The sequence below is a fragment of the Streptomyces sp. L2 genome (assembly GCF_004124325.1).
Classification (GTDB): Bacteria; Actinomycetota; Actinomycetes; order Streptomycetales; family Streptomycetaceae; genus Streptomyces.
This window is the reverse complement of the sequence record NZ_QBDT01000001.1, coordinates 2,994,654-3,020,805: the sequence shown is the minus strand read 5'-3', so window position 1 is coordinate 3,020,805 and position 26,152 is coordinate 2,994,654. Positions and strand designations below refer to the sequence as shown.

Genomic DNA, 26,152 nt, shown 5'->3' with positions numbered 1-26,152 from the left:
CACCATGCCCCGCTATCTGTCACTCGTACGAATCGACGAGTCCACCGCCCCCGCCGGAGGCCCCAGCGAGGAGCTGATGCAGCGGATGGGCGCGCTGATCGAGGAGATCACCAAGGCCGGCGTCATGCTCGACACCGCCGGGCTGACCCCCCCGCCGCAGGAGCCCGCCGACCCGGACGACATCGACGACGACCTGCTCCGCCTGGTCTTCACCACCTGTCACCCGGTTCTGTCCCCCGAGGCCCGCACCGCCCTCACCCTGCGCCTGCTCGGCGGCCTGACGACGGCCGAGATCGCCCGCGCCTACCTGGTCCCGGAGCCGACCGTCGCTGGGGGTCCCCCCCACACGTTCAGTAGTGGGGGAGCATGGTCCGCGCCAAGCGCACCCTGGCGACGAGGAACATCGCCTTCGAGGTGCCGTACGGCCCCGACCGCGAGGCCCGCCTCGGGTCCGTCCTGGACGTCATCTACCTGGTGTTCAACGAGGGGTACGCGGCCACCGAGGGCGACGACCTGCTGCGTCCCGGCCTGTGCGAGGACGCCCTGCGCCTGGCCCGGGTGCTGTCCGCTCTGATGCCCAAGGAGCCGGAGGTGCACGGCCTGACCGCGCTCCTGGAGTTCCAGGCCTCCCGGACGGCCGCCCGGACCGCCCCCGACGGCACGCCGGTGCTCCTGAGGGACCAGAACCGCAGCCGCTGGAACCGCCTGCTCATCGCCCGCGGCGTCGAGGCGCTCGGCCGGGCCGAGGCCACCGCCGCCGGACCGGCCCGGGGGCCGTACGTCCTCCAGGCGGCCATCGCCGCCTGCCACGCGCACGCCGGCTCCTACGAGGAGACCGACTGGCCCACCATCGCCACCCTGTACGCGCTGCTGGCGGCCCGCGCCGGCTCCCCGGTGGTCGAACTCAACCGGGCGGTCGCGGTGTCCATGGCGCGGGGACCGGCCGAGGGACTCGCGGTCGTCGACGGCCTCGCCGCCGAACCCGCCCTGCGGGACTACCACTTGCTGCCCAGCGTGCGTGCCGACCTGCTGGCCCGCCTCGGCCGTACGGCGGAAGCCCGCGCCGAACTGGAACGGGCGGCGTCCCTGACCCGCAACGAACGCGAGCGTGACCTGCTGCTGCTGCGCCGCGCGGCCGACCTCTGACCGGACGAGCCCGCCGGCGCCGGGTCAGGCGGGCCGGCCGATCAGCATCGTCGGGGCGCCCGCCACCCGGGTCAGGAACACCGTGGCCGCGTGGGGCCCTTGGGGCTTGACCTTCCTGCGCAGCTCCTCGGGCTCGACGGCCGACCCGCGCTTCTTCACGGTCAGGACACCGACCTCGCGCTCCCGCAGCAGGGCCTTCAGCTTCTTCAGGTTGAAGGGGAGCTGGTCGGTGATCTCGTACACCGAGGCGTACGGGGTCACGTGCCGTTCGTCCGCGGTGACATAGGCGATGGTGGGGTCGATCAGGCCGCCGTCCAGGTCGTCGGCCACCTCGGCGACCAGATGGGCGCGGATGACGGCACCGTCGGGCTCGTACAAGTACCGTCCGACGGGACGTACTTCGGGGTCGGGCAGCATGGTGGCGGGCGAGGCCCACACGCCGGCCTCGGAGGGCAGCAGTACGGCCCGCCGCGCGCCGGGCGTCACCTGGGGGCCGAACCAGAGCACGGCCTCCTTGACGTCCCCCCGGTCCGAGATCCACTCGGCCTCGGCGTCCGCCGGGATCGCCTCGTGAGGGATGCCCGGGGCGATCTTCAGGGCCGCGCGCGGAGCCTTGCGGGCGGCCTCGACCGCCCAGGACAGCGGCGGTGAGTAGGCCTCCGGATCGAAGACGCGGCCCCGGCCGCCGCGCCGGGCGGGGTCCACGAACACGGCGTCGTACGCGGCCGTGTCGACCTCGGTGACGTCCGCCTCCCGCACCTCGATCAGCCCGGCCAGCCCGAGCGCCTCGGCGTTGGCCCGCGCCACGGCGGCGGTCAGCGGGTCCCGGTCCACCGCGAGCACCCGGATCCCGGCGCGCGCGAGGGCGATCGCGTCGCCGCCGATGCCGCAGCACAGGTCGGCGACGGAGCGCACGCCGGCCGCGCGGAAGCACTCCGCCCGGTGCTCCGCCACGCTCGCCCTGGTCGACTGTTCGACCCCGTTCGGGGTGAAGAACATGCGCTCCGCGTCCCCGGCCGCGAACTTCGCCGCCGCCCGCTGCCGCAGCCGGGCCTGGCCGAGCGCGGCCGACACCAGGCCGGCGGGGTGGGTGCGGCGCAGCCGGGTGGCGACGGCGAGTTCGTCCGCCGGGGCCGTGCCGCGCACCTCGTCGAGGAGGGCCCGGCCCTCGGGGGTGAGCAGCGCGTGGAAGGAGGAGAGCCGGTCGTTCACCGGGCCGGAGTCGTTCGCGGGGTCGTGGTGGTTCACCGGGGCTTGGTCGTTCACCGGGTCATTGTGGGCCAGTCGGTGGATCGTGCGCCTCCGGCGGCGGTGTCGGGCCGGGTTCGGGGGTGCCGCCTGCGAGGATCCGGGCCCATGCGAGCAGTAGTACAAAATGACAAAAATCGGTCACGCTTCCGTAGGGCGGTCCACCGCCACGGAACCGTCGCACTGGCCGGCGTCGCGCTGGCCTCCCTGTCCCTGGCCGCCGGCTGCGCCGCCCCCGGCACGGACGCCGGACCCGCCCACGCCAAGAAGTCCGGTCAGGGCGGCCCCGCCCGCCACCTGGACTCCCGCGCCGCCCGCCTCGCCGCCGAACACACCCAGCTGGTCGCCGCGGCCAAGAAGTGGGGGCTGGACCAGGTCCCGCTGACGCCCCCGGCGCCGCCCGCCGAGAAGCCGAAGATCACCGCCCGCCCCGGCTTCGAGGTCGACGGCCAGGTCGCGGACGACCTGCCGCCGGTCTTCACCACCATCCCCACCAAGCAGAAGATCGTCTTCCTCACCATCGACGACGGCTCCGAGAAGGACCCGAAGTTCCTCAAGATGATGAGCGACCTGAAGATCCCGTACACGGCCTTCCTCACCAACAAGGAGATCAAGGACGACTACGGGTACTTCCGGAAGATGCAGGCCGAGGGCCACACCCTCAACAACCACACCCTCACCCACCCCTACCTGCCCGGACTCTCCTACGAGGAGCAGAAGCACGAGATCTGCGGCATGCAGGACATCATGAAGAAGCAGTTCGGCAAGGCGCCGACCGTGCTGCGCCCGCCGTTCGGCAACTACAACCACGACACCCTCGTCGCCGCCAAGTCCTGCGGCATCAAGTACGCGCCGATCTGGGACGAGGAGGTCTACGTCGACCACTGGGAGTACCGCGAGGACGACCAGGACCTCCACCCCGGAGACATCGTCCTCACCCACTTCCGCGGCCTCGCGGACTGGGGCGGCAAGGGCACGATGATCGACGACATGCGGCGCTTCCTGAACCGCGTCACGCACGACGGCTACGCGGTGGCCCGCCTGGAGGACTACCTGTGAGGCACCGGGGGCGGCGAGCGGGCGGCAGGTCCCGCCGCCACGCCGGGAACAGGGGCCTGGCCGCCGTACTCGCGGCGGCGGCGCTCCTCCTCGCCGGGTGCGCCCAGTCCGTGGATCCGATCGAGCGGCTGGGCAAGAAGGCCGCCGAACGGGTACGGCCAAACGCGCCCGTCACCGTTCCGGGCCAGGCCTACCGCCACTGGGGCCTGACCGCCCCGCTCGCCCGCCCCCCGCTTCCCCCGGCCCGCCCCCTCGCCGAGTTCTCCGCACCCCCGGGAGCCCCGCCTCGCCTCCCCGTCGTCGACCACGTCCCTACCCACGACAAGGTCGTCTTCCTCACCTACGACGACGGCGCCGGCCAGGACGCCCGCTTCGCCGACATGGTCCGCGAACTACGGCTCCCCGTCAGCATGTTCCTCACCGACCGCGTCCTCGGCCCCGGCTACGGCCACTTCGCCCGCCTGCGCTCCGTCGGCGCCGGCATCCAGAACCAGACCCTCGAACACCGCGCCCTCACCGGGCTGCCGTACGCCGGCCAGCGCGCCGAGATCTGCGGCCAGCAGGACAAACTCAGGTCCCGCTTCGGCATCCGCCCGCACCTCTTCCGCCCGCCCTACGGCACGTACGACACGACGACCCTCCGCGCCGCCGCCGACTGCGGCATCAGAGCCGTCGTCCTCTGGCGCGCCACCACGACCCCGAGCGGCCTCACCTACCGCCAGGGCGAGCACACTCTCCGCCCCGGCGACATCATCCACGTCCGGGGCCCGAGGCTGCGGTCCCGCACGAGCCGGCTGCTGAGGAGGGTGGAGGAGAGGGGGCTGACGGTGGGGCGGCTGGAGGACTACCTGTAGGAACCGGCTCCTGTTCCGGCACCATCCAGCCCCGACCGGCACAAAAGCAGCCCGTCCGGCGTTTGAGGGCGAGGGCCGCCAGGCCCGAAAGCGGGGGTGTGGGGGCGGCAGCCCCCGCGACGGCACCCGCAACCCCGGGCACCGAACCGACACCACGCGCCCCGAACCCCCCGACGCGCCGCACAGCAACTGGCACTCCGCTTGACCGAGTGCTAATCGCAGTCATAGTCTCGGCTCTGGCACTCCCCACTGGAGAGTGCCAACACAGCGACGGGCAGGTCCGGCACCCGCGACGACGGATCCACCTGGTCGCCACCTCAGACAGTTAACCCCGTGAGATCTCCGAAGGGGGAGGTCGGATCGTGACGACCACCAGCTCCAAGGTTGCCATCAAGCCGCTCGAGGACCGCATCGTGGTCCAGCCGCTCGACGCCGAGCAGACCACCGCCTCTGGCCTGGTCATCCCGGACACCGCGAAGGAGAAGCCCCAGGAGGGCGCCGTCCTCGCCGTGGGCCCGGGCCGCTTCGAGAACGGCGAGCGCCTTCCGCTCGACGTCAAGGTCGGCGACGTCGTGCTGTACAGCAAGTACGGCGGCACCGAGGTGAAGTACAACGGCGAGGAGTACCTCGTCCTCTCGGCTCGCGACGTGCTCGCGATCATCGAGAAGTAGTCACCTCCAAGCAACCTTCTGCTTGAGCTGCGCCCCTGGCCCCCGCGACCGATAACGAAGCCGGGCGTCCGGGGCGCAGTTGTCTTTACACCCACAGATTTCCGAGAGGGCTTCCGCTGTCATGGCGAAGATTCTGAAGTTCGACGAGGACGCCCGTCGCGCCCTTGAGCGCGGCGTCAACAAGCTGGCCGACACGGTGAAGGTGACGATCGGCCCCAAGGGCCGCAACGTCGTCATCGACAAGAAGTTCGGCGCCCCCACCATCACCAACGACGGTGTCACCATCGCCCGCGAGGTCGAGGTCGAGGACCCGTACGAGAACCTCGGCGCGCAGCTGGTGAAGGAGGTGGCGACCAAGACCAACGACATCGCGGGTGACGGCACCACCACCGCCACCGTGCTGGCGCAGGCCCTGGTCCGCGAGGGTCTGAAGAACGTGGCCGCGGGTGCCTCCCCGGCGCTGCTGAAGAAGGGCATCGACGCCGCGGTCAAGGCCGTCTCCGAGGACCTCCTCGCCACGGCCCGCCCGATCGACGAGAAGTCCGACATCGCCGCCGCCGCCGCGCTGTCCGCCCAGGACCAGCAGGTCGGCGAGCTGATCGCCGAGGCCATGGACAAGGTCGGCAAGGACGGTGTCATCACCGTCGAGGAGTCCAACACCTTCGGTCTGGAGCTGGACTTCACCGAGGGCATGGCCTTCGACAAGGGCTACCTGTCGCCGTACTTCGTGACGGACCAGGAGCGCATGGAGGCGGTCCTGGAGGACCCCTACATCCTCATCAACCAGGGCAAGATCTCCTCGATCCAGGACATGCTGCCGCTGCTGGAGAAGGTCATCCAGGCCGGTGCCTCCAAGCCGCTGCTGATCATCGCCGAGGACGTCGAGGGCGAGGCCCTGTCGACCCTGGTCGTCAACAAGATCCGCGGCACGTTCAACGCGGTCGCCGTCAAGGCGCCCGGCTTCGGTGACCGCCGCAAGGCGATGCTGCAGGACATGGCCGTCCTCACCGGCGCCACCGTCATCTCCGAGGAGGTCGGCCTCAAGCTCGACCAGGTCGGCCTGGACGTGCTCGGCTCCGCCCGCCGCGTCACCGTCACCAAGGACGACACCACGATCGTCGAGGGTGCCGGCAAGTCCGAGGACCTGACGGGCCGCGTCGCCCAGATCAAGGCCGAGATCGAGAACACAGACTCCGACTGGGACCGCGAGAAGCTCCAGGAGCGCCTCGCGAAGCTGGCCGGCGGCGTGTGCGTGATCAAGGTCGGCGCCGCCACCGAGGTGGAGCTGAAGGAGAAGAAGCACCGTCTGGAGGACGCCATCTCCGCGACCCGCGCCGCGGTCGAGGAGGGCATCGTCTCCGGTGGCGGCTCCGCGCTCGTCCACGCCGTGAAGGTGCTGGAGGGCAACCTCGGCAAGTCCGGCGACGAGGCCACGGGTGTCGCGGTCGTCCGCCGCGCCGCCGTCGAGCCGCTGCGCTGGATCGCGGAGAACGCGGGCCTGGAGGGCTACGTCATCGTCTCCAAGGTCGCCGAGCTGGAGAAGGGCAACGGCTACAACGCCGCGAGCGGTGAGTACGGCGACCTGGTCAAGGCCGGCGTCATCGACCCGGTCAAGGTGACGCGCTCCGCGCTGGAGAACGCCGCGTCGATCGCTTCGCTTCTGCTGACGACTGAGACGCTGGTCGTCGAGAAGAAGGAAGAGGAGGAGCCTGCGGCGGCTGGGCATGGTCATGGGCACGCCCACTGATCTGCTGCGCTGAAGGTACGGTGCCCAGTCCCCTGCGGGGGGCTGGGCACCGGTGTTTTTGTTCTTGTTCGGTTGGGCGTCTGCCCCCGGGGGGTTCGTTGCCGGGTGCGGCGCCGTTGTGGCTTGTCGCGCAGTTCCCCGCGCCCCTTACGGGGCACGGTTCGTTGCCCGGGTGCGGCGCCGTTGTGGCTTGTCGCGCCCACGCGGCGGTAGCCGCAAATCGACACAGCCCCGCGCCCCTTACGGGGCGCTGCTCTTGCGTAGGCGGGTCAGGACCAAGTGGGTCAGCATGCCGAACAACAGGCCCCAGAAGGCTGAGCCGATTCCGTGGAGGGTGATTCCTGAGGCGGTGGCGAGGAAGGTGATGAGGGCGGCTTCGCGGTCCTTCTCCTCGGTCATCGCTCCGGTGAGACCGCCGGCCAGGGCGCCGAACAGGGCTACGCCGGCGATCGCGGCGATGAGTTCCTTGGGCAGGCCGGCGAACAGCACCACCAGGGTGGAGCCGAACAGGCCGATCAGGAGGTAGAAGGCGCCGCAGGAGACGCCGGCCACGTAGCGGCGGCGGGTGTCCTGGTGGGCCTCCGGGCCGGTGCAGATGGCGGCCGTGATGGCGGCCAGGTTGATCGCGTGCGAACCGAACGGCGCCAGGACGGTGGAGACCAGGCCGGTGGAGCCGATGAGCAGCCGGTCGTCCGCCCGGTAGCCGGCGGCGGCCAGCACTCCCATGCCGGGGGCGTTCTGCGAGCCGAGCGTCGCCAGGGTCAGCGGTACGGCGATGCCGATCAGGGAGGCGACGGAGAAGTGCGGCGCGGTGAACACCGGGGTGGCCAGTCCGACGCCGTCCAGGTGCACATGGAGCTTCGACGTGGCCGCCGCGGCCACCACGCCCGCCGCCAGCGCGGCCAGCACCGCGTAGCGGGGAGCCAGCCGCTTGCCGAGCAGATACACGACCAGCACCGAACCCGCGATATACGGGGCGGACTTGAGCGAGGTGAACACTCCCGTCCCGAACGAGAACAGGATGCCCGCGAGCATCGCGGAGACCACCGCCGACGGCACGTGCCGCATCAGCCGCCCGAAGACCCCGGTCAGTCCGACCGCCGCGATCACCACGCCGCTGACCAGGAACGCGCCGATCGCCTCGCCGTAGGAGTACGCGCCGAGGCTCGTGACCAGCAGGGCCGCGCCCGGTGTGGACCAGGCGGTGATGACCGGCATCCGGGTGCGCAGGCTGAGGCCGATGCAGGTCAGACCGCTGCCGATGGAGATGGCCCAGACCCAGGAACTGGTCTGGCCGGTGCTCAGATGCCCCCGGGACGCGGCGGCCAGCACGATGACCAGCGGCCCCGAGTACGACACCACGACGGCGATGAACCCGGCGAGCACGGCGGAGACGGACGCGTCGCGCCAGAGCCCCGGCCGGTGTTCGCCGCCGTCCTTGGCCGACGGGTCGTCGGTGGCCGGCGCGGCCTCCCCGCCGGACGGGGTGCCGTCCCGCGGGGTGCCGTCCGGCGGACTGCCGTCCAGTGGGGGGCCGGATGCCGGGGGGTGGGGGGTGCGGGTCTCAGGGTTCAACGGTCTTCCTTCACGGCCCGCTCCAGGGCCTGTTCGAGGTCGGCGACGAGGTCCGCCGGATTCTCCAGGCCCACCGAGATGCGCAGCATGTCCTTGGGGGAGGTGCTGTCCGGACCCTCGAAGGTATAGCGGTGTTCGATGAGGCTTTCCACCCCGCCCAGAGAAGTGGCTCGAATGAACAGTTCGCAGTTCTGGGCGGTGCGCAGCGAACGCTGCCACTCCCCGTCCACGTGCAGGGAGAGCATGCCGCTGAATCCGCCGGTCATCTGTCGGGCGGCGACGGTGTGGCCGGGGTCGCCGGGCAGCCCCGGGTAGGCGACCTTGCGGATCAGCGGGTGCTCGGCGAAGTGCTCGGCGAGGGCCTGCGCGGTGGCCGAGATCTGCCGCATCCGGGGGAACAGGGTGCGTATGCCGCGCATGAGGAGATAGGTCTCCAGCGGTCCGAGCATCGGGCCGGTGAGCCTGCGGTGCAGCTGCAGCCGCTCCCACAGCGCGGCGGCCCGCTCGCCCGGTTCCGGCGCCAGGACCAGCAGGCCAGCCACCACGTCGGTGTGACCGTTGAGGTACTTGGTCCCGGAGTGCATGACGATGTCGGCGCCCAGCCCGAAGGGCTTGGAGTGGACGGGTGTGGGCACGGTGTTGTCGACGCCGAACAGGGCTCCGGCCTCCCGCGCCAGCCTGCCGACCGCGGCGATGTCCGTCACCGTCCACGTCGGGTTCGCCGGGGACTCCGCCCACACCAGGCGGGTCGGGGCGGCGGACACCGCGGCGGCGACCGCGTCCAGGTCGTCCATCGGCACCTGGACCACGTCGAGACCGTGCTCCGTACCGAACTCCAGGAGCCACTTGGTGAGCCCGAAGTACATCGTCCGCGGTACGACGACCCGGGAACCGGCGGGCAGTACCTGGAAGACGGCGGTCGCCGCGGCCATCCCGGAGGAGAACAGCAGTCCCCGGGAGCCGCCCTCCAGGGCCGCCACCACGTCCTCGACCTGCTCGTATCCCGGCGCGCCCTGGTCCCGCAGATAGGCCAGGCCCGCCGGGGTGCGGTACTGGTCGTCGCGGGCGTACGTGGCGCCCATGCTGATGGCGGGCGGCACGGCGCCGGTGGTGGGGGAGCGCCAGCCGTCTCCCTGGGCGGCCCGGGTCTCCACGTGGTACGTGTGCGTCCAGGGGGTGTACTTCTCGTGGTTGCTCATCGGTTCCTCTTGTCGGTCTCGGTCGGCCGGCGGTCGGTGGCGGGGCGCCCGGTGGTTCGGTGTCCGGTGGCGGGATGTCCGCTGTCGGTCCTATGTGCGCTGTCGGTCCGGTGTCCGGTGTCGGTCTGGTGTCCGGTCAGCTCCGGCAGTGCCGTGGTGAGGGCCAGTTCCGCGTCCTTCAGCGCACGCGAAGGTGCGCCGGGGGAGGGGACGTAGTGGTTGTAGTAGCTGGAGCCCTCCGTGTGCGGGCCCAGGAAGAACAGGCGGGGCTGGACCGCGCCGGTCCGGCAGATGCCCTGGCCCTGCCGGTTGACGTCCAGCCCCGGCAGGTTGGCCCGGCCCGCGGTGCGCGTGCGGGCGCGGCCGGCCCGGACCAGGCGGCGCAGCAGGGAGCCGGTCACCAACTCGGCAGCGGGCTCGGCGACATGGGCGTGCACCACGTGGTCGACCTCCACGGCGGTGTGCTGCTCCAGCAGGGTCGACTCCAGCCGCCAGGGGCCGCCGCCGGACGGCGGGACGACCTTCGGCGCGGGCCCGGGCCCGAGCCGCACCACGCCCGCGTCGAGCAGGGAGAGGAGCTCCGCCGAGCGGTCGAGCTGCGGGCCGATCACCAGGCGGTTCACCAGCGGGGCGAAGGTGCCGAAGAAGTACGCCGACGACTCCTCGTCCAGTCCCGGCGCGTCGACGGCGGCGCGCAGGATGTCACGGTGGTCGCGCAGGACTTCCAGGGCCTCCTTCAGCGGACTGACCCCGAGGCCGGCCCGTGCCTCCGCGAGGTCGTCCTCGATCGCGGTGGTGAAGTGGGCGGCGTAGTCGTCGGGCCCGGGCCATGAGCGGGCGGGAGCCTCGGTGGCGTCCGCGGGGGGCGTGGCCGTACCGGTCAGCAGGTCGCGGACCGGAGCCGGGCCGAACCGTGCGCGCAGTGCGTCGAGTTGCCGCTCGAAGCCAGACTCGCGTGCGTCGTCCGCCAGTTCGGCGGCGGCGCGCTCGGCGTCGGCCGGGCGTCCGCCCAGCGCCCGGGCCAGCAGGGTGCGGTACCAGGCGAGTTCCATCTCGGCGACGACCAGCGGCAGGACGTCCTTGGTGAAGCGCAGCCTGCCGTCCGGACGCTGTGCGCGCAGTGCGGCCAGCCGCTGCTCGGTCAGCGCGATCGGTACGGGGCGGATCCGGCCGGGGTTGAGGTGCGGCCGGCTCCGTGCGGGCAGCCCGGAGCGGTTGGCCAGCACGATGAGGGGTTCGCGGCCGCCGCGTTCGTAGCGCAGCCGTTCACCGTCGCGGACGTGCCGGCCGCCGCGGCCCACGGTGAGGGTGGCGATCACGTCCATGGCCGTCAGCCCGGTGCCGAGGACCGCGACCCGGTCGCCGGGGGCGACCGACTCGACGGCGTCGGGCAGCGGATAGGGGCGGCCGATCGACCGCGGCGCGTCCGCGGGCGGTGGCGGCACGTGGAGGGAATGGTGTCCGACGGTGACGAAGACGGCGTCGGCGGTGATACGGCCGCCGTCGGCGAGTACGACCGTCTCGCGGGCGTCACCGGCCGCCCCGTCGGCGTCACCGGCCGCCCCGGCGGGGTCACCGGTTGCCCGGTCGGCGTCACCGGCTGCCCCGTCCGAGTCACCGGAGAGGACGTCGGTCGCCGTGGTCGCGTGCCGGACCAGGGTCAGGCAGTCGGGCGCGGCCTCCGTGATGCGCTGCGCGGCCCAGGTGAGGTACTCGCTCAGCAGCCGGCGGGGCAGGAAGTCGTTGGGCCTGATCTGCCGTCCGCGGCCGGGCCGTACGGTGAACCCGTCCTCGTCCAGGCGCAGGTCGCGCTCCAGGCACCAGGTGTGGAGCGACGGCCCGGACAGTGGTGCGGGGCCGTCGACCATGTCCGTGTCCGCGAACGCCGTGAGCTGTGCGCAGACGGTGTTCAGCAGCAGGTGGTCGGGGTCGTCGGCGCGGTGGAACCCGGGGCCCGGGAGGCCGGGGTCCACCAGGTGCACGACGAGCGGGAACGGGTGGGCGAGGGTGTGGGAGATCAGCCGTTCCAGCAGACCGAGCCCGCGCGACCCCGCCCCGATGATCACCACCGACGCGGGCGCCGGGGTCGGGGAAGGACCCTCTGTCGTCGTCACCACCTCTGTCGTCGTCACCACCGGCTCGTCTCCCCGAAGAAGTCCGGCACCGCGAGCGCCGTTCCGTCGGCGCGTGCCTGCGTGAGGACGTGGGCGCCGACGGCCAGGTCGAGGACGCCGAGTCCGAACGGGGAGAAGATCACCGGCCGGCCGGGGGTGAGCGTCACCCCGCCGTTCAGTACGCCCGCGAGGGTGCCGGTGACGAACGAGCGGGAGCCGGAGAGCTGTTCGGCCAGATGCGGGGAGGTGCCGGCCTTCAGGCAGTGCTCGACGTCGTCGAGGATGTTGTCGGCGGCCAGGACCACTTCGGGCGCGAGATCCCGCAGGGAGATGTTCAGGACGACCTGGTCCGCGCGGAACGGCGTGGTCACGTACGGTTCGAGCGCCGTCGTGGCGAACACGACGGTGTCCGCGGCCAGGGCGGTGTCCCGGTCGGCGGTGAACGAGGCGGGGCGGCCCTGGGTGATGCGGATGTGGTCGGCGAGCGCCCGGCCGGACGCCTCGTCGATGTCGTGGACCACGTAGGAGTCCGGGGCGCAGCCCGCCGCGTGCAGGTAGTCGCAGATGGTGCGGGCGATGACTCCGCCGCCCACGACCGCGATGGTGGTGCCCGGGTAGCCGCCGGGCCGCAGGGTGCGGGCGGCCACGGCGGCCGAGGCGGCGGTGCGCGCGGCGCTGATCCCGGCGGCTTCGAGGCAGGCGACCGGGTAGCCGGTCTCGTAGTCGTTGAGGACGAGGACCGCCGAGGCCCGGGGGAGACCGGACGCGGTGTTCTTGGGGAAGCTGGCGATCCACTTGATGCCGGCCAGCTGTACATCGTCGCCGAGGAAGGCGGGCAGCGCGATGATCCGCGAGTCCGGCTTGTCGGGGAAGCGCAGGAAATAGCTGTCGGGGTTGACGGAGTCGCCCCGCTCGTGGGCGACGTACGCGCGTTCCACGATGTCCAGGACCGTACTGCGGGAATTCAGCAGGATTTCGCGCACGGCTTTACCCGTGACGATGTCGAAGTCGAACACTTTTCCCCCTTCTCGGGCGCGCGCCCGAGATATCGCACTGTCGATGTCGCTGTTGATTTCGCCGACGATTTCGGCGTCGATTTCGGTGTCGGTTTCGTTGTCGACTCAGGCGCCGATGCCGGTGCTCATTTCCGCGTCGATCTCCGCGGGCCAGCGCTCGGACACCCATCGGTCGTCGTAGAGGGTGTCGAGATAGCGGTCGCCGAAGTCCGGCGAAATGGCCACCACGATGCTGCCGTCCGGGATGTCTTTCGCGGCCATCTGCACGGCGGCGAGGACGGTGCCCGTCGAGCCGCCGAAGAGCAGTCCGCGTTCTCTGGCGAGGGCGTGGCACATGTCGACGGAGGCGGATTCGGGGACGAGCACGAGGTCGTCCACCAGGGCCGGGTCGAGGATCTCGGGCCGTCTGCTGGTGCCGAGCCCGGGGATGTGCCGCCGGGCGGGCGGGCCGCCGAAGGTCACCGAGCCGACGCTGTCGACGGCGACGATGCGGGTGGTGGGGCTGTGCCGGCGCAGGTACGCCCCGCAGCCCATCAGGGTCCCCGTGGTTCCGGCGCCGACGAACACGTAGTCGGCGTGGCCGATGTGCTCGAAGATGGCCCGGCCGGTGCGGTCCCGGTGGGCCTGGGGGCCCGCGGGGTTGGCGTACTGGTTGAGCCAGTGCGTGTGCGGGTCGCGGCGCAGGCGCCGCCTGATGTAGTCGATCCGGGACTGCAGGAAGCCGCCGTTCGCGTCGGGGGCGTCGATGACGACGACCTCGGCGCCGAGCGTCCGCATCAGCTGGACCGACTGGCGGTTGGCGTTCGGATCGGTGACGCAGGTGAGCGCGTAGCCCTTGGCAGCGCAGACCATGGCCAGCGCGACCCCGAGGTTCCCGGAGGTCGATTCGATCAGTTTGGTCCGCGGAAAGGTGCGGCCCGATTTCGCGACCTGCTCCTCGGCGTCGCGGACGAGCGCTATCGCCGTCTTGAGTTTGACGGAGCCTGCCGGATTCAGGCCTTCCAGTTTCAGATAGAGCGAGCTTCCCGGTACGAGTTGGTCGAGTCGGACGAAGACGTCGTCCAGTACGAGATCGTAGACTTCTTCCGCTATCACAAGATTCCAAACCGTGGAGTCGGGGCGAGCGCAGGGCGATGCGCCGACTGCGGCTGCTCCGTGGGCTTGTCGGCGGTGAACGCCGGGTGTGCGCATGCAGAAGGGTGTTCTCTGTTCCCCCTGTGGCCGCGAACCCCCGTTCGCTGTGCGGCCATATCAATCCTGACACGCGATGGTGCCTGGAATCAACCAATTTCAGCATCCGAAAGAAGTTGAGCGGCGAACAATTACCGGACGACCAAAAGGAATTAAGAATTCCGCCACCACGTGACGGAATTCCTTATTCCGTGCTTAACCCGGGCGTCGGGCCCAGCAGTCCAGCGGCGTGTTTCAGCGCCCGGCGGGCGCCGGCTCCGCGGCGACGCGCTCGGTCCGCTCCTCCGCGTCGGCCAGCCAGAAGAAGACGGGGGGCAGGGCGACCTCGATCGCGGTGAGCGCGAGCTGGAACCACTGCGGCCGGCCGGCCACCGCGAGGGAGAGGAAGCGGCCCGCCGCGCCCAGCAGGAAGACACCGGCCAGCCATCGCACGACTGCCGCCGGGATCGGCCGCTGCCGCGCGGCCCAGATCCACGCCAGCCCGTACCCGACGAAGCTGGAGCCCATGAACCGCCCCCAGCTGTCGATCGTCGTGCCGGCCGAACCGGCCCCGGGGATGGCCGCGTTGCCGAGGGCCACGTGGAACAGGCCGATCGCCACAGAGGACCAACCCATCAGCTGGGTGAGCGTACGCAGAGCCCTTGCCATGATCCCTCCGAACCGTACCGGCCGTCTGGTTGACACATGTCTACTAGCAGCCTGCGGCCGCTGGTAGACACGTGTCAAGTAACCTTGGCGCGTGCCTCCCCGCCAGCGACTCAGCCCCGCCGACCGCCGCGCGCAGCTCCTCGCCGTCGGAGCGCGGCTCTTCGCGGCCCGTCCCTACGACGACGTGCTGATGGAGGAGGTCGCCGAGGAGGCCCGCGTCTCCCGGGCCCTGCTCTACCGTCACTTCCCCAGCAAGCACGCCCTGTTCGCGGCCGTCTACCAGGAGGCCGCCGACCGGCTGCTCGCCGAGACCCGGCTCGATCCGGCCGACTCCCTGGTGGAGCAGCTCGTCCAGGGCATGGACGTCCACCTCGACTACTTCGTCGCCAACCGCAGCGCGGTCCTCACGGCCAACCGCGTCCTCGCGGGCGACCCCGTCATCCAGACGATCATGACGAACGAGCTGGACACCCTCCGTGCCCGGCTGCTGGCCGTGCTCCCCCTCGCCGACGAACGCACCCGCGAGGCCGTCTCCGGCGTCCTCAAGAGCTGGCTGGTCTTCGTCCGGGTCCTCTGCGTCGACTGGCTCACCCACGAGACGTGCACCCGCGCCGAGTTGCGCGACATCTGCGTCGGCGCGGTCATCGGCGCGCTGCGGCCCCTGTTCACCGAGGACCCGGCCCCTGAGTGGCCGTCACGGCAGAGCGACACCGGGGCCTAGCGCGGGCCGGGCCGCGGACACCGCACGCACGTCTTCGGTCGAAGGCGTCCCGGACGGGCATGAACCGGGCCATCATCGTCGGCAACGGCGGGAGTCGGCGGGGATCACGGCGGGTGGGGTGCTGCGGCCGGGGGGGCGGGGACGTGGGACGGTCGAGGGGTGGGCGGTCGCGAGTCGCCCTGCTGGTAAGAGCCGGTGCGGGGCTCCTGCTGGGGCTGTTCTGCCTGTGCCTGTGCTTGGCGGCTGCAGGCGGCCGGGCGGTGGCGGCGGACGGGAACGAGCCGGCCGAGCGCGTCGGCACGGTGCTGATCGCGGTCGGCTGGGACGAGGCCCGGCAGGACGTCGTGATCACCCAGACCTGCCGGTACACGCTGCCCGCCCGGAGCACCGCCCTGGCAGCCCTGAGAGCGGACGGTTCGGGGGACTGCCTCGGCCCCACCGTCCTGCTCGACGGCAGGCAGCCGGTCTACGACGGTTCGCACCATGACACCACCAGGGTGACCCAGGAGTCCGCGCGGGCGCCCGCGCACGTGTGGCTCCGCTCCACCGCGAACATGCACGTCCGGTCCGGTCGGCCGAGACTTGAGATCGCGCCGGAACCCGTGGGCGAGTTGCTCGGCACGGATGATGGCTATCCGGCCGTCTGGACGATGACGGTGAACGCGCCCAAGTGGTCGTTCAGCCGCATCCGGGGGCCAGTCGACGCGCAGGACGGCACCACCCTCACCTGGCGACTGCGCCGGGCATCCGGGGCGCCGCCCAAGGCGGGGGACGGCGCCCGCACGCTCGTCCTGACCCGCGACGTGAAGGTGTTCGGACCACCGGTCCAGCGGCACCAGGCGCGCGCCGAGCTGCTGGCCTCCCTCGTGGCCGCCATCGCCGGGATCACCGCCGTCGTCGCCCTCCTGGTGGCGGGGCCGGCGGGTCCCGCCGTACCGCGCAGGTGGAAGTGGGCGACGGCGCTGCTCGGGGCGGCCGTGGTCGTGTGCGCGCTCTACGGCGGCCCGCAGATCTCGCTGCAGTGGCCCGGCACCGTCACGGTCGTCAACGTCTCCGGCGTCGCCCCGATGGCGCCCGGCTTCGTCTGGGCTCCCGGCGCCTACCTGGGCCTGTGGTGGTGGTACGTGCTGCCGGTGGCGTTCTGGTGGTTCACGCGCCGTGTGCGGACCGGCAGACCACCCTCGGTGTCCGCACTCCTCACCGGTTGCCTGTCCCCGCTGTGCGCACTGCTCCTCCTCGCCGCCGCCGGGGAGGAAATGCCGTCCGCCACCTGGACGGCGGTACCGGCCGCAGCGCTGCTCCTCGTCGTCCTGGCCCAGGCAGGGCGCTTGCGGCCCAAGGGCAGCGCGCTACGACGCTGGGCCCCCACGGCGGCCGCCCTGGTCTGGACGGCCTTCCTCACCCACCGGCTCAGCGAGGTCCCGTACATCAAGGGCGCGGGCTGGCTCATCTCCGCTTCCGCACCTTCCGGTATGGCCGTCTGGCCGCACCTGTCCATGCCCCTGGGCGGGCAGTTGGCCGTCCTCTGCTGCACCTGGCCCACGGCGGCCTGCCTCGCCTCGCTGTTGGCCCCCGCGCTGCGGCGTACTGTCGGGCCGCCGCTTCAAGCGCTCTGCTTCCTGCTGTTCTGGGCCCTGTTGCTCCTTCCCTACCTGATCGCGGACCTGACGCCTGTCCCGGCGACAAGAGAAGCCACGTTCAGCGCACTCCAGCGGATGGGGTCGGGGGGCGACGCCCACTGGGCCGCGTACCAGCGCAGCCCGTTCGGGGGGTACTCCGCATGGCTGCCCTTCGTCCTCACCGTCTGCGTGATCGTGCTCCAGCTCCTCTACCTCCGGCGGCGCGGAGACCTCGGCGGCGCCGGGCGTGCCGTGGAGCCAGTGGGCCGGCTGCTGCTGGTGTGCGCGACGCTGACCGCGTACGGGAGCCCCAGCCTGCGGACGCTGACGATGTGGGGAGAGGGGGCCGCCGTCCTCTGGGTGGGTCTCGCCTCGCTGGTGCTGCTGCCGCCCCGCTCCGCCGAGTCCGCCGCGCGGCTGCGGCGGGTCAGCGCGCGCGGGCACGCCCGGTTCATGGAACGGTGGCTGGTCACCCAGCTGATCTGGGACACCCGGGCCGACTTCCAGCGCTCCGCACGGTCCTCGCTCGCCGGGGACATGAAGGTGGCCGAATTCACCGACCGCTGGGAACGGCTGGCCGTACCCGGTCACCGCGACGACCCCGAGTCACGGCTGCGACGGGCCCGGCAGTACGCCCTCGGCACGAACGCCGGACGCACCCCGTGGTCCGCCGGGTTCGCCGGCGCGCGCCGCGCCCTGCTGCTGGCGCTGCCGTGGGCGGCGTACAAGGCGGTGACCGGAGGCGTCGTCGGCGCGGACTACTTCATGCCGTTCCACCTCGACGAGCTGTCCAAGGTCCTGAGATTCGGCCACTGGGCGCTCTACGGCTTCGTGTTCGGCTACTTCTACGCTCTGCTGCGCGGCGTCACCCCGGTCGGCAAGGCGGCCCGGCTGATGCTGGTGATCCTTCCCGCCGAGGTCCTGCCCATGCTGCCTCTCACCATCGACCCGCAGTACGCGGCGCACCCGTCCTGGTCGGACATGGCGGCCGGCTGCGCGGGGGCCGCCGGGCAGACGCTCGTGCTCTGCATGCTGCTGGGTCTGTGGTGGGAGTGGTCGCTGGCGCGGGCCGCCGGAATGAAGTGGTCGCAGGTCAGGAACCTGCGCCGGCTCTCCTCCATCACCGTCCCGGCCGGCACAGTCCTGGTCGCCGCCGCAACGGCGTTCGCCACCACGGTCGCCGGCACGCTGGCCCAGCCGGAAACCCCGCCTCCCGCCCCCCAGCAGACCCAGTCGGCCCCGCCCACCACGCCGTAGCGCCCGAAACGCGGGTCTTGGGGCGTGGGGGCGGGCCGGGTGGGCCTCACTGCTCCAACGCGTCCAGCGCGCCCAACTGCTGCATCAGTCCCAAGGTGTCGTGCTGCCACCACATTTCCGCGATCTTGCCGTTCGGGCCGAAGCGGAACATGGTCGTACCGGTCATGGTGACCTGCTTGCCGGTGGGCTGGATGCCCAGGAAGTCGCCCTGGTGGGAGCCGCTCGCGGTCCAGCGGCAGCAGGCCCGGTCGCCCTGGGCGAGCACGTCCTCGACCGCGGCGTCGAAGCCGAACGCGCTCCGCCACATCCGGAACTCGGCGCGGCAGGCGTCCAGCCCGATCGTGTCCTGCGGGTTGACCGGGTCGTGGCTGTGGACGTCCTCGTCCAGCAGGTCGTTGAGGGGGGACAGCTCACCGGGCGCGGAGATCGCCTCGAAGAACCGCCGCACCGTGATGTCGGCCAGCAGATCGTCCCGTACGACGTCCAGATCGGTGAACGTCGGTGCCTCCTCGCAGAGCGCGACCATGTCCTGGAAGATCTTGCCGGTCTCCGGGAGCCGCGAGTTCCGCATCGCCTCCTCGTAGGACGGGAACTCCACCACCTCGACGATGTGCGCCGCGTCCGAGCGGTCCTTGCCGACCAGCGCGTGCGTCGCCGTCCGCTTTCCTTTGGTCTGTTCGACCCAGTCGTCCATCAGCCGGTTCATCTCGTCCAGCCGGCTCGTCCTGCACTCGATGAGCTGTACGAAGGTCATGACGCCGCCTCCGGCCCCCGTGGTCCGGTTATCGTCCCGCTCATTTTCCCACCGGAGCGACGTCCTCACCTGCCGAGCCCCGCTGCGGCGTTCAGCGGCTTCCAGCGGCTTCCGGCGGCTTATCGGGGGCCGTACCTGCGGCCCGTCCGGGAGGAGATCCCGCCCAGCAGCCCGCGCGGGGCCACCTTCGCCAGGCCCATCAGCGTCTTGTACCGGGCGGCCGGGATCGACAGCGACTTCCCGCGCGAGAGGTCGGCCAGCGCCGCCGTCACCAGCTTGTCCGCGTCCAGCCACATCCAGCCGGGAATGTTGTCCGTGCCCATCCCGGCCCGCTGGTGGAACTCGGTGCGCACGAACCCGGGGCACAGGGCCATCAGCCGGACCCCGCTGCCGGCGAGGTCCCGGGCCGCGCCCTGGGTGAACTGCACGACCCACGCCTTGGAGGCGCCGTACGTCCCCCTCGGCACGAAGGCCGCCACCGAGGCTACGTTGACGACCCCGCCGCGCCCGCGCTCCCGCATCGCTTCGGCCGCCGCCGAGGTCAGCCGCAGCACGGCCTCGCAGTGCACCTTGAGCATCCGCAGCTCGTCCGCCATCGACACGTCCAGATAGCGGCCCTTGTTTCCGAAACCGGCGTTGTTGATCAGCAGGTCGACCGGGTTGCGGCGGTCACCGAGGCGCTCGGCCACCGTCTCGATGCCCTTGTCCTCGGCCAGGTCGGCGGTGAGCACCTCGGCCTCGATGCCGTGCCGGTCGTGCAGTTCCGTCGCCTGCTCGCGCAGCCTCCGGGTGTCCCGCGCCACCAGGACGAGGTCGTGCCCGTCAGCCGCCAGGCGCCGCGCGAACGCGGCACCGATCCCCGCGGTCGATCCCGTAATCAGAGCCGTTGTCATGGCGCAAGGGTAGTGACCTGGACTGACAGCGTCCGCTCGCCGGAGGCCGGGGGAGGGCCGCCGGAACACCGGGTGCTGACGGCCCCTCAGCCCGGCCGCCGGCCGGGTCGCCGCCGTGCTGTCGCCCCTCCTGCCCGACGGCTCGTCAGCCCCCGTTCTGCGTCACGTACTTGCGGGCCTTGGCCAGTGACCTCGCGCGCAGGGCCGTCTCCGCGGCCAGCAGGCGGGGCAGCAGCTCGTGCTCCGTGGTCGTCGCCCGGAACTCCATCGCCGCCGTCACCCCGTGCTCCGGCCGGTACACGATCCGGATCGGGTCCCCCGTCCGTATCTCACCCGGTTCGATCACCCTCAGATAGGCGCCCGTCGCGCCCTTCCGGGTGAATCTCCTGACCCAGCCGCGCTCGCCCATATGGCCCTGGAACGTACGGCACGGGACCCGCCCCGAGGTCACCTCCAGGACCACCTCGGAGCCGATCATCCAGCGCTCGCCGATCAGCGCCCCGGAGACGTCCACCCCGTCCGTCGTGAGGTTCTCGCCGAACTGGCCGTTGGCCAGCGGCCGGCCGAGTTCGCGCTCCCACTCGTCGAGGTCCGCGCGCGCGAACGCGTACACCGCCTGGTCGTCACCGCCGTGATACCGCAGTTCGCACACCGCGTCCCCGGCCAGGCCGCTGCCGCCGACGCCGCTCGGTCCCGGGGCGGCCACCCGCACCGGGCCGTCGACCGGCCGCTTGTCGATGCCCGTGACACCCTCCGCCTGGTCCGTGTACGGCACCGGCTGCGGACGGCCCAGATTGACCGAGAGAAGCTCCATGACCGCACGGTACGGGACGCCACCTCAAAGCGTCGAGTGAATATCGCGAGACATGTCCAAGCCTGGCTTATGCTTGAGGGGTGATAGAGGCCCGTCATCTCCGTGTCCTGCGCGCCGTCGCCACCACCGGCTCCTTCTCGGCGGCGGGCCGGGAGCTGGGCTGCACCCAGCCCGCCGTCAGCCAGCAGATGAAGGCGCTGGAGGCCTCCGTGGGCACCCCGCTGCTCGTCCGCAACGGCCGCGAGATGCGCCTGACCCAGGCCGGCGAGGCCCTTGTCCGGCACGCCTCGGGGATCCTCGCCGGACTCACCGCCGCCGAGGAGGAGGTCGCCGCCATCGCCGGCCTGCGCGCGGGCCGGGTCCGGCTGGTCTCCTTCCCCAGCGGCAGCTCCACCCTGGTCCCCACCGCGCTGGCCGCCCTGCGCGCCGCCCACCCCGGCACCCGCGTCTCCCTGGAGGAGGCCGAGCCCCCGAAGTCGGCGGCGCTGCTGCGCGAGGGCGACTGCGACCTGGCGCTGGCCTTCCGCTATGAGGGCGCGGCGGTCGCGGAGGACTGGGACGACCTCGTCGTACGCCCGCTGCTGACGGACCGTCTGGTCGGCCTGGTGCCCGAGCGGCACCGCCTCGCGCGCGCGGGGTCCGTCGCCATCGCCGAGCTGGCCGAGGAGCCCTGGATCGCGGGCTGCCCGCGCTGCCGGGGCCAGCTGGTGGAGGTGTGCGAGAGCGCCGGCTTCACGCCCCGCATCGACTTCGCCACGGACGACTACCCGGCCGTGGTGGGCCTCGTGGGCGCGGGCCTGGGCGTCGCCGTGCTGCCCCAGCTGGCGGTCGAGTCGGTACGGCCCCGGGGGGTGCGGACGGTGACGCTGGAACCGTCGGTCCGGCGGGAGATCGTCGCCCTCACCCTGCCCGACCTGGCCCAGGTGCCGGCGGTGGCGGCGACGCTGGAACAGCTGGCGCGGGCGGCGGGGCGCTCCCAGGGGGCATGAGGCGCTCGCCGGAGGCATGAGAACGGGGCGCTCCAAGGGGGCATGAGAACAGGGGCACGCGTGCGCGTGCCCCTGTGGTGCGGATGGCGGCCGCATCCGGACTGCCGTGGATGCGGAAACGTTCCTTCAGTGGTCGGGAGAGACACCCCCACCGGTGGCCGACGCGGTCACCAGGCGGTTGCGTGCCCGTCCCATCAGCTCCTCGCGCTCGTCCTCGGTCAGGCCGCCCCACACGCCGTACGGCTCGCGTACCGCCAGCGCGTGCGCCGCGCACTGCGCACGGACCGGGCACCTCATGCAGACCTCCTTGGCCGAGTTCTCGCGAGCGCTCCGAGCCGCCCCGCGCTCGCCCTCCGGGTGAAAGAAGAGAGAGCTGTCCACCCCGCGGCAGGCAGCGAGCAGCTGCCAGTCCCACAGGTCCGCGTTCGGTCCGGGAAGGCGGGAGAAATCTGCCATTACGTGACCCCTTGTAGCCGTTCTGGGCGGATACGGTGCCAACGACCGTACATCTCCGGTCTAAGGAGATGAAAATATGACTCATTGCGAATCTAGCCCCGGACACCACTGAACGGGAAGAAAAGGGTCTGAATGGGGCATAGGTTGTGATGAAAAGTTGAGAGTCCGACGCGCATGTCTGCACCGTGTGCGCGCCCTCACATAGAGTGCCGAAGACGGCACGCGGCCCCGTAACTCTTTCGAGTGACCGTCGTTGAGAGTGCGGAGGCGGTTGAAAACACAAGAGCTCGGGCAGGCGTCCGAGACGGTCGACCGCACAGGTGACGATTCCGTACCAGCCTGGAGGCTCAAGGTGACGCGCATCAGCTGCGGAGGGCGGTCATGACATCCGTCCTCGTCTGCGACGACTCCCCGCTTGCCCGAGAAGCACTCCGTCGCGCGGTCGCGACCGTGCCCGGCGTCGAGCGCGTGACGACGGCGGCCAACGGCGAGGAAGTCCTCCGCCGCTGGGGCGCCGACCGTTCCGACCTGATTCTGATGGACGTACGCATGCCCGGTCTGGGCGGCGTGGAGACTGTACGGCGGCTGCTGTCCGCCGACCCGGGCGCCCGGATCATCATGCTCACGGTCGCCGAGGACCTGGACGGCGTCGCGCTCGCGGTGGCGGCGGGCGCGCGTGGCTACCTCCACAAGGACGCCTCCCGCGCGGAGCTGCGGGCCACGGTGACGCAGGCGCTCGCCGACCCGACCTGGCGGCTTGCGCCGCGCCGGCTCCGCTCGGCGGAGATGGGGGCGGCGCCGACGCTCACCGCGCGCGAGATCCAGGTACTGGAGGGTATGAGCCACGGGCGCTCCAACGCCGAGATCGGCCGCGAGCTGTTCCTCTCCGAGGACACCGTGAAGACCCATGCGCGGCGCCTGTTCAAGAAGCTCGGCGCCTCCGACCGGGCCCACGCCGTGGCCCTCGGCTTCCGCTGGGGCCTGGTCCGCTGAACGCCTGGGCGGCAACCCCGGCCGTGCTGTGTTTCGGCCGGGGTGCGGCTGCGACTCCGTCGCGGCTGGTCGCGCCCACGCGGTGTGCCTTACGGCCGGTGGGCGGCTGCGGGTCCGTTGTGCCCGGTCGCGCAGTTCCCCGCGCCCCTTGGGTAGGCTCACTCGCCCGGCGTCCTGAAGCGCTGCATGTGATGCCGATGCGCGGGGCCGTGTCGATCTGCGGCTCCGCCGCGTGGGCGCGACCAGCCGGAGCGAACCGTCAGCCACCAGCGGGCCGAAAGGCAGGGTGAGACGAATGCCCGGTATCTACCGAACGCCGGGCGGCTGAGCCCAGCCAGGGACGCGGGGAACTGCGCGACAAGCCACAACGGACCCGCAGCCGCCCACCGGCCGCAAGGCATCGTGAGCAGAATGCCGGTCACCTGCTGACGCCGGGCGGCTGAGCCCACCCAGGGGCGCGGGGAACTGCGCGACAAGCCACAACGCACCGGCACTCACTCACCGGGCAGGGCCACCCCCAAGGGGCCCGGGGCCGTGTCGATGCCGCTCCGTCGCGGGGGCGCGACCAGCCGCAACGGACCCGCGCGTGTGCACCTGGTCGCACTGAACCCGCGGCCAACCCCCGGAGGGACACCGTTTTCGCGGCGATGCCGCATGCTTGAGAGGTGGAGTCTCTCGGGGACAAGTCGGTCGAGCGGAAGGGGAGGGCGCGAGGAATGAGTGCCGGCGCACCTGCTCATAACGCTTCGGTGCACAACCACGAGCACGATGCGACGGACCGGACGGCCACAGTGCACGATGGACCGATGCGCGACGACGAGGCCGGCACGGCCCACGGGGTGATCGGCGGTCTCGTGCATCGTGCCGTCGACGGGGACGAGCAGGCCACGCACGACCTGCTGGCCCGCGTCCACCCCCTCGCGCTGCGCTACTGCCGCACGCGGCTGTCCCGGCTCCCGGGCGACGCGCGCCACTTCGTGGAGGACCTCGCGCAGGAGGTCTGCGTCGCCGTCCTGCTCGCGCTGCCGCGCTATCGGGACACCGGCCGCCCCTTCGAGGCGTTCGTCTTCGCCATCGCCTCCCACAAGGTCGCCGACCTGCAGCGCGCCGCCATGCGGCACCCCGGCTCCACGGCGGTGCCCTCCGACGAGATGCCCGAGCGGCCGGACGACTCCCTCGGCCCCGAGGAGCGCGCCCTGCTCAGCAGCGACGCCGAGTGGGCCAAGAAGCTGCTCGCCAACCTGCCGGAGAACCAGCGCGAACTGCTCCTCCTGCGCATCGCCGTGGGCCTGACGGCGGAGGAGACGGGCCAGATGTTGGGAATGTCACCCGGCGCGGTCCGGGTCGCCCAGCACCGCGCCCTGAGCCGCCTGAGGGCGCTCGCCGAACAGTAGGGGGCGCACGGGGCCCAGAGCCGCAGCATCGTCGTACGAACACGTCATCGTACGAACATACGAAGCCCGAAGGCGTCTCGCACCGTGGAATTTGCTAACGCCGCTTCCCGTTAGCATGGACATCCGCACCGATCAAGGCCATGGGGAAGGTGTCATGACTGCAAACGTCGACGGAGTGCCCGGTAAATTCGCGACACTCGGGCTGACCTACGACGACGTGCTGCTGCTGCCGGGCGCATCCGAGGTGCTCCCCAACGCGGCCGACACCTCGTCCCGTATCTCCCGCAATGTCCGGGTGAACATCCCGCTGCTGTCGGCGGCGATGGACAAGGTGACCGAGTCCCGCATGGCGATCGCGATGGCCCGCCTCGGCGGCGTCGGCGTGCTGCACCGCAACCTCTCCGTCGAGGACCAGGTCAACCAGGTCGACCTGGTGAAGCGGTCCGAGTCCGGCATGGTCACCGACCCGATCACCGTGCACCCGGAGGCCACCCTCGCCGAGGCCGACGCGCTGTGTGCGAAGTTCCGCATCAGCGGTGTCCCCGTCACCGACCCGGCCGGCAAGCTCCTCGGCATCGTGACCAACCGCGACATGGCCTTCGAGAGCGACCGCACCCGGCGCGTGCACGAGGTCATGACCCCGATGCCGCTGGTCACCGGCCAGGTCGGCATCTCCGGCCCCGAGGCCATGGAGCTGCTGCGCAAGCACAAGATCGAGAAGCTGCCCCTGGTGGACGGTGACGGCGTCCTCAAGGGTCTGATCACGGTCAAGGACTTCGTCAAGGCAGAGAAGTACCCCAACGCCGCGAAGGACGCCGAGGGCCGGCTGCTCGTCGGTGCCGCCGTCGGCGCCAGCCCGGAGGCGCTGGAGCGCGCCCAGGGCCTCGCCGAGGCCGGTGTGGACTTCCTGGTCGTCGACACCTCGCACGGCCACAACAGCAACGCCCTGAGCTGGATGGCGAAGATCAAGTCCAGCGTGAACGTCGACGTGGTCGGCGGCAACGTCGCCACCCGCGACGGCGCCCAGGCGCTGATCGACGCCGGCATGGACGGCATCAAGGTGGGCGTCGGCCCCGGCTCCATCTGCACCACGCGCGTGGTCGCCGGCATCGGCGTCCCCCAGGTCACCGCCATCTACGAGGCGTCCCTCGCCGCCCGCCCCGCCGGCATCCCGCTGATCGGCGACGGCGGCCTGCAGTACTCGGGCGACATCGGCAAGGCGCTGGTCGCCGGCGCCGACACGGTGATGCTGGGCAGCCTCCTCGCCGGCTGCGAGGAGTCCCCGGGCGAGCTGCTGTTCATCAACGGCAAGCAGTTCAAGTCGTACCGGGGCATGGGCTCGCTCGGCGCCATGCAGTCCCGCGGCCAGGGCAAGTCGTACTCGAAGGACCGCTACTTCCAGGCCGAGGTCACCACCGACGAGAAGCTCGTCCCCGAGGGCGTCGAGGGCCAGGTGCCCTACCGCGGTCCGCTCGCCAACGTCCTGCACCAGCTCGTCGGCGGCCTGCGCCAGACCATGGGCTACGTCGGCGCCGCCACCGTCGAGGAGATGGAGTCCAAGGGCCGCTTCGTGCGGATCACCTCGGCGGGCCTGAAGGAGTCCCACCCGCACGACATCCAGATGACGGTCGAGGCGCCCAACTACAGCAGCAAGAAGTGACGCCCACGCGCGCGTGAACGCGACGCCCACGCGCGCGTGACGCCACGTGACGCCGCGCAGGACGTGAACCGACGGCGGTCCCGGAGCATCCGGGGCCGCCGCTGTCGTACCCGTCGGCGATACTGGAAGACGCT

At 71.6% G+C, this 26,152-nt stretch carries 21 protein-coding genes and 2 pseudogenes; 12 read left to right on the top strand and 11 right to left on the bottom strand.

Going from position 1 to position 26,152, the window contains the following annotated elements; translation table 11 throughout:
• Window positions 1-4: 4 nt before the first annotated feature.
• Window positions 5-151: pseudogene (locus DBP14_RS37435) on the top strand (transcriptional regulator); the annotation flags it as partial.
• Window positions 152-1,146: pseudogene (locus DBP14_RS12785) on the top strand (DUF6596 domain-containing protein); the annotation flags it as partial.
• Window positions 1,147-1,170: 24 nt separating this feature from the next.
• Here the strand turns inward: DBP14_RS12785 and DBP14_RS12780 are convergent.
• The gene (locus tag DBP14_RS12780) at window positions 1,171-2,520 is read right to left on the bottom strand and encodes a class I SAM-dependent methyltransferase (protein ID WP_129307364.1); all 1,350 of its coding nucleotides are present in this window, start codon (window positions 2,518-2,520) and stop codon (window positions 1,171-1,173) included.
• On the opposite strand from DBP14_RS12780, the gene DBP14_RS12775 reads away from it, so the two are divergent.
• From DBP14_RS12775 to groL, 4 genes are all read left to right on the top strand, one after another.
• On the top strand, window positions 2,503-3,453 hold the full coding sequence (locus DBP14_RS12775) for a polysaccharide deacetylase family protein (RefSeq protein ID WP_129307363.1): 951 nt from the start codon (window positions 2,503-2,505) through the stop codon (window positions 3,451-3,453). The two genes, DBP14_RS12780 and DBP14_RS12775, sit on opposite strands and share 18 nt — an antisense overlap.
• Before the next feature lie 56 nt (window positions 3,454-3,509).
• On the top strand, window positions 3,510-4,307 hold the full coding sequence (locus DBP14_RS12770; RefSeq protein ID WP_129311825.1) for a polysaccharide deacetylase family protein: 798 nt from the start codon (window positions 3,510-3,512) through the stop codon (window positions 4,305-4,307).
• Between the two features lie 362 nt (window positions 4,308-4,669).
• A complete protein-coding gene (gene groES / locus DBP14_RS12765) occupies window positions 4,670-4,978 on the top strand; it encodes a co-chaperone GroES (RefSeq protein WP_020132158.1) in 309 nt (102 codons plus the stop codon).
• Window positions 4,979-5,099: 121 nt separating this feature from the next.
• Window positions 5,100-6,725 carry a chaperonin GroEL gene (gene groL / locus DBP14_RS12760; RefSeq protein ID WP_129307362.1) on the top strand — a complete coding sequence of 542 codons (1,626 nt, stop codon included), beginning with the start codon at window positions 5,100-5,102 and terminating at the stop codon, window positions 6,723-6,725.
• A gap of 240 nt (window positions 6,726-6,965) precedes the next feature.
• Here the strand turns inward: groL and DBP14_RS12755 are convergent, their stop codons facing one another.
• From DBP14_RS12755 to DBP14_RS12730, 6 genes are all read right to left on the bottom strand, one after another.
• The gene (locus DBP14_RS12755) at window positions 6,966-8,300 is read right to left on the bottom strand and encodes a benzoate/H(+) symporter BenE family transporter (protein ID WP_129307361.1); all 1,335 of its coding nucleotides are present in this window, start codon (window positions 8,298-8,300) and stop codon (window positions 6,966-6,968) included.
• Window positions 8,297-9,499 (bottom strand): PLP-dependent aspartate aminotransferase family protein, encoded by a 1,203-nt coding sequence (locus DBP14_RS12750; RefSeq protein ID WP_129307360.1) that lies wholly within the window; start codon window positions 9,497-9,499, stop codon window positions 8,297-8,299. The genes DBP14_RS12755 and DBP14_RS12750 overlap by 4 nt, the downstream gene beginning before the upstream one ends.
• Window positions 9,496-11,631 (bottom strand): FAD/NAD(P)-binding protein, encoded by a 2,136-nt coding sequence (locus DBP14_RS12745; protein ID WP_241740891.1) that lies wholly within the window; start codon window positions 11,629-11,631, stop codon window positions 9,496-9,498. Before DBP14_RS12745 ends, DBP14_RS12750 begins: the two co-directional genes overlap by 4 nt.
• Window positions 11,628-12,629 (bottom strand): 2,3-diaminopropionate biosynthesis protein SbnB, encoded by a 1,002-nt coding sequence (sbnB, locus tag DBP14_RS12740; protein WP_129307358.1) that lies wholly within the window; start codon window positions 12,627-12,629, stop codon window positions 11,628-11,630. Before sbnB ends, DBP14_RS12745 begins: the two co-directional genes overlap by 4 nt.
• A gap of 105 nt (window positions 12,630-12,734) precedes the next feature.
• Complete coding sequence (gene sbnA, locus DBP14_RS12735) at window positions 12,735-13,724, bottom strand: 2,3-diaminopropionate biosynthesis protein SbnA (RefSeq protein WP_241740890.1); 990 nt, start codon at window positions 13,722-13,724, stop codon at window positions 12,735-12,737.
• Between the two features lie 330 nt (window positions 13,725-14,054).
• On the bottom strand, window positions 14,055-14,468 hold the full coding sequence (locus DBP14_RS12730; protein WP_129307356.1) for a DUF4345 domain-containing protein: 414 nt from the start codon (window positions 14,466-14,468) through the stop codon (window positions 14,055-14,057).
• A gap of 91 nt (window positions 14,469-14,559) precedes the next feature.
• Between DBP14_RS12730 and DBP14_RS12725 the strand changes: the two genes are divergently transcribed.
• Both DBP14_RS12725 and DBP14_RS12720 read left to right on the top strand, forming a co-directional pair.
• Window positions 14,560-15,189: a TetR/AcrR family transcriptional regulator gene (locus DBP14_RS12725; RefSeq protein WP_129307355.1), complete on the top strand. Its 630-nt coding sequence runs from the start codon at window positions 14,560-14,562 to the stop codon at window positions 15,187-15,189.
• Between the two features lie 260 nt (window positions 15,190-15,449).
• Window positions 15,450-18,065 (top strand): hypothetical protein, encoded by a 2,616-nt coding sequence (locus DBP14_RS12720; RefSeq protein WP_129307354.1) that lies wholly within the window; start codon window positions 15,450-15,452, stop codon window positions 18,063-18,065.
• 46 nt (window positions 18,066-18,111) lie between these two features.
• Here DBP14_RS12720 and DBP14_RS12715 read toward each other — a convergent pair whose 3' ends face one another.
• The 3 genes from DBP14_RS12715 to DBP14_RS12705 all read right to left on the bottom strand — a co-directional run bounded on the left by DBP14_RS12715 (window position 18,112) and on the right by DBP14_RS12705 (window position 20,526).
• Window positions 18,112-18,819, bottom strand: coding sequence for an ester cyclase (locus DBP14_RS12715; RefSeq protein WP_129307353.1), 708 nt, complete (start codon window positions 18,817-18,819; stop codon window positions 18,112-18,114).
• A gap of 119 nt (window positions 18,820-18,938) precedes the next feature.
• Window positions 18,939-19,712, bottom strand: a complete 774-nt coding sequence (locus DBP14_RS12710) for an SDR family oxidoreductase (RefSeq protein ID WP_129307352.1) — start codon at window positions 19,710-19,712, stop codon at window positions 18,939-18,941.
• Window positions 19,713-19,857: 145 nt separating this feature from the next.
• Complete coding sequence (locus DBP14_RS12705; RefSeq protein WP_129307351.1) at window positions 19,858-20,526, bottom strand: MOSC domain-containing protein; 669 nt, start codon at window positions 20,524-20,526, stop codon at window positions 19,858-19,860.
• An 80-nt stretch (window positions 20,527-20,606) separates the two neighbouring features.
• Between DBP14_RS12705 and DBP14_RS12700 the strand changes: the two genes are divergently transcribed.
• A complete protein-coding gene (locus DBP14_RS12700; RefSeq protein WP_129307350.1) occupies window positions 20,607-21,515 on the top strand; it encodes a LysR family transcriptional regulator in 909 nt (302 codons plus the stop codon).
• Between the two features lie 126 nt (window positions 21,516-21,641).
• Here DBP14_RS12700 and DBP14_RS12695 read toward each other — a convergent pair whose 3' ends face one another.
• Window positions 21,642-21,971, bottom strand: coding sequence for a WhiB family transcriptional regulator (locus DBP14_RS12695; RefSeq protein ID WP_129307349.1), 330 nt, complete (start codon window positions 21,969-21,971; stop codon window positions 21,642-21,644).
• 381 nt (window positions 21,972-22,352) lie between these two features.
• Here DBP14_RS12695 and DBP14_RS12690 point away from each other — a divergent pair, with 381 nt between their 5' ends.
• The 3 genes from DBP14_RS12690 to guaB all read left to right on the top strand — a co-directional run bounded on the left by DBP14_RS12690 (window position 22,353) and on the right by guaB (window position 26,018).
• Complete coding sequence (locus DBP14_RS12690) at window positions 22,353-22,964, top strand: response regulator transcription factor (protein WP_003948568.1); 612 nt, start codon at window positions 22,353-22,355, stop codon at window positions 22,962-22,964.
• A gap of 806 nt (window positions 22,965-23,770) precedes the next feature.
• Window positions 23,771-24,358, top strand: a complete 588-nt coding sequence (locus tag DBP14_RS12685; protein ID WP_129307348.1) for a sigma-70 family RNA polymerase sigma factor — start codon at window positions 23,771-23,773, stop codon at window positions 24,356-24,358.
• A gap of 154 nt (window positions 24,359-24,512) precedes the next feature.
• Window positions 24,513-26,018 carry an IMP dehydrogenase gene (guaB, locus tag DBP14_RS12680; RefSeq protein WP_129307347.1) on the top strand — a complete coding sequence of 502 codons (1,506 nt, stop codon included), beginning with the start codon at window positions 24,513-24,515 and terminating at the stop codon, window positions 26,016-26,018.
• The last annotated feature ends 134 nt before the right edge of the window (window positions 26,019-26,152 follow it).

Excerpts from the sequence above, each read along its gene's own strand:
- DBP14_RS12710 (WP_129307352.1), bottom strand. The coding sequence starts at position 19,712 with ATGACAACGGCTCTGATTACGGGATCGACCGCGGGGATCGGTGCCGCG.
- DBP14_RS12695 (WP_129307349.1), bottom strand. The coding sequence starts at position 21,971 with ATGGCAGATTTCTCCCGCCTTCCCGGACCGAACGCGGACCTGTGGGAC.
- groL (WP_129307362.1), top strand. The coding sequence starts at position 5,100 with ATGGCGAAGATTCTGAAGTTCGACGAGGACGCCCGTCGCGCCCTTGAG.
- DBP14_RS12730 (WP_129307356.1), bottom strand. The coding sequence starts at position 14,468 with ATGGCAAGGGCTCTGCGTACGCTCACCCAGCTGATGGGTTGGTCCTCT.
- DBP14_RS12715 (WP_129307353.1), bottom strand. The coding sequence starts at position 18,819 with ATGACCTTCGTACAGCTCATCGAGTGCAGGACGAGCCGGCTGGACGAG.
- guaB (WP_129307347.1), top strand. The coding sequence starts at position 24,513 with ATGACTGCAAACGTCGACGGAGTGCCCGGTAAATTCGCGACACTCGGG.
- DBP14_RS12775 (WP_129307363.1), top strand. The coding sequence starts at position 2,503 with ATGCGAGCAGTAGTACAAAATGACAAAAATCGGTCACGCTTCCGTAGG.
- DBP14_RS12685 (WP_129307348.1), top strand. The coding sequence starts at position 23,771 with ATGCGCGACGACGAGGCCGGCACGGCCCACGGGGTGATCGGCGGTCTC.
- DBP14_RS12705 (WP_129307351.1), bottom strand. The coding sequence starts at position 20,526 with ATGGAGCTTCTCTCGGTCAATCTGGGCCGTCCGCAGCCGGTGCCGTAC.
- DBP14_RS12690 (WP_003948568.1), top strand. The coding sequence starts at position 22,353 with ATGACATCCGTCCTCGTCTGCGACGACTCCCCGCTTGCCCGAGAAGCA.
- DBP14_RS12750 (WP_129307360.1), bottom strand. The coding sequence starts at position 9,499 with ATGAGCAACCACGAGAAGTACACCCCCTGGACGCACACGTACCACGTG.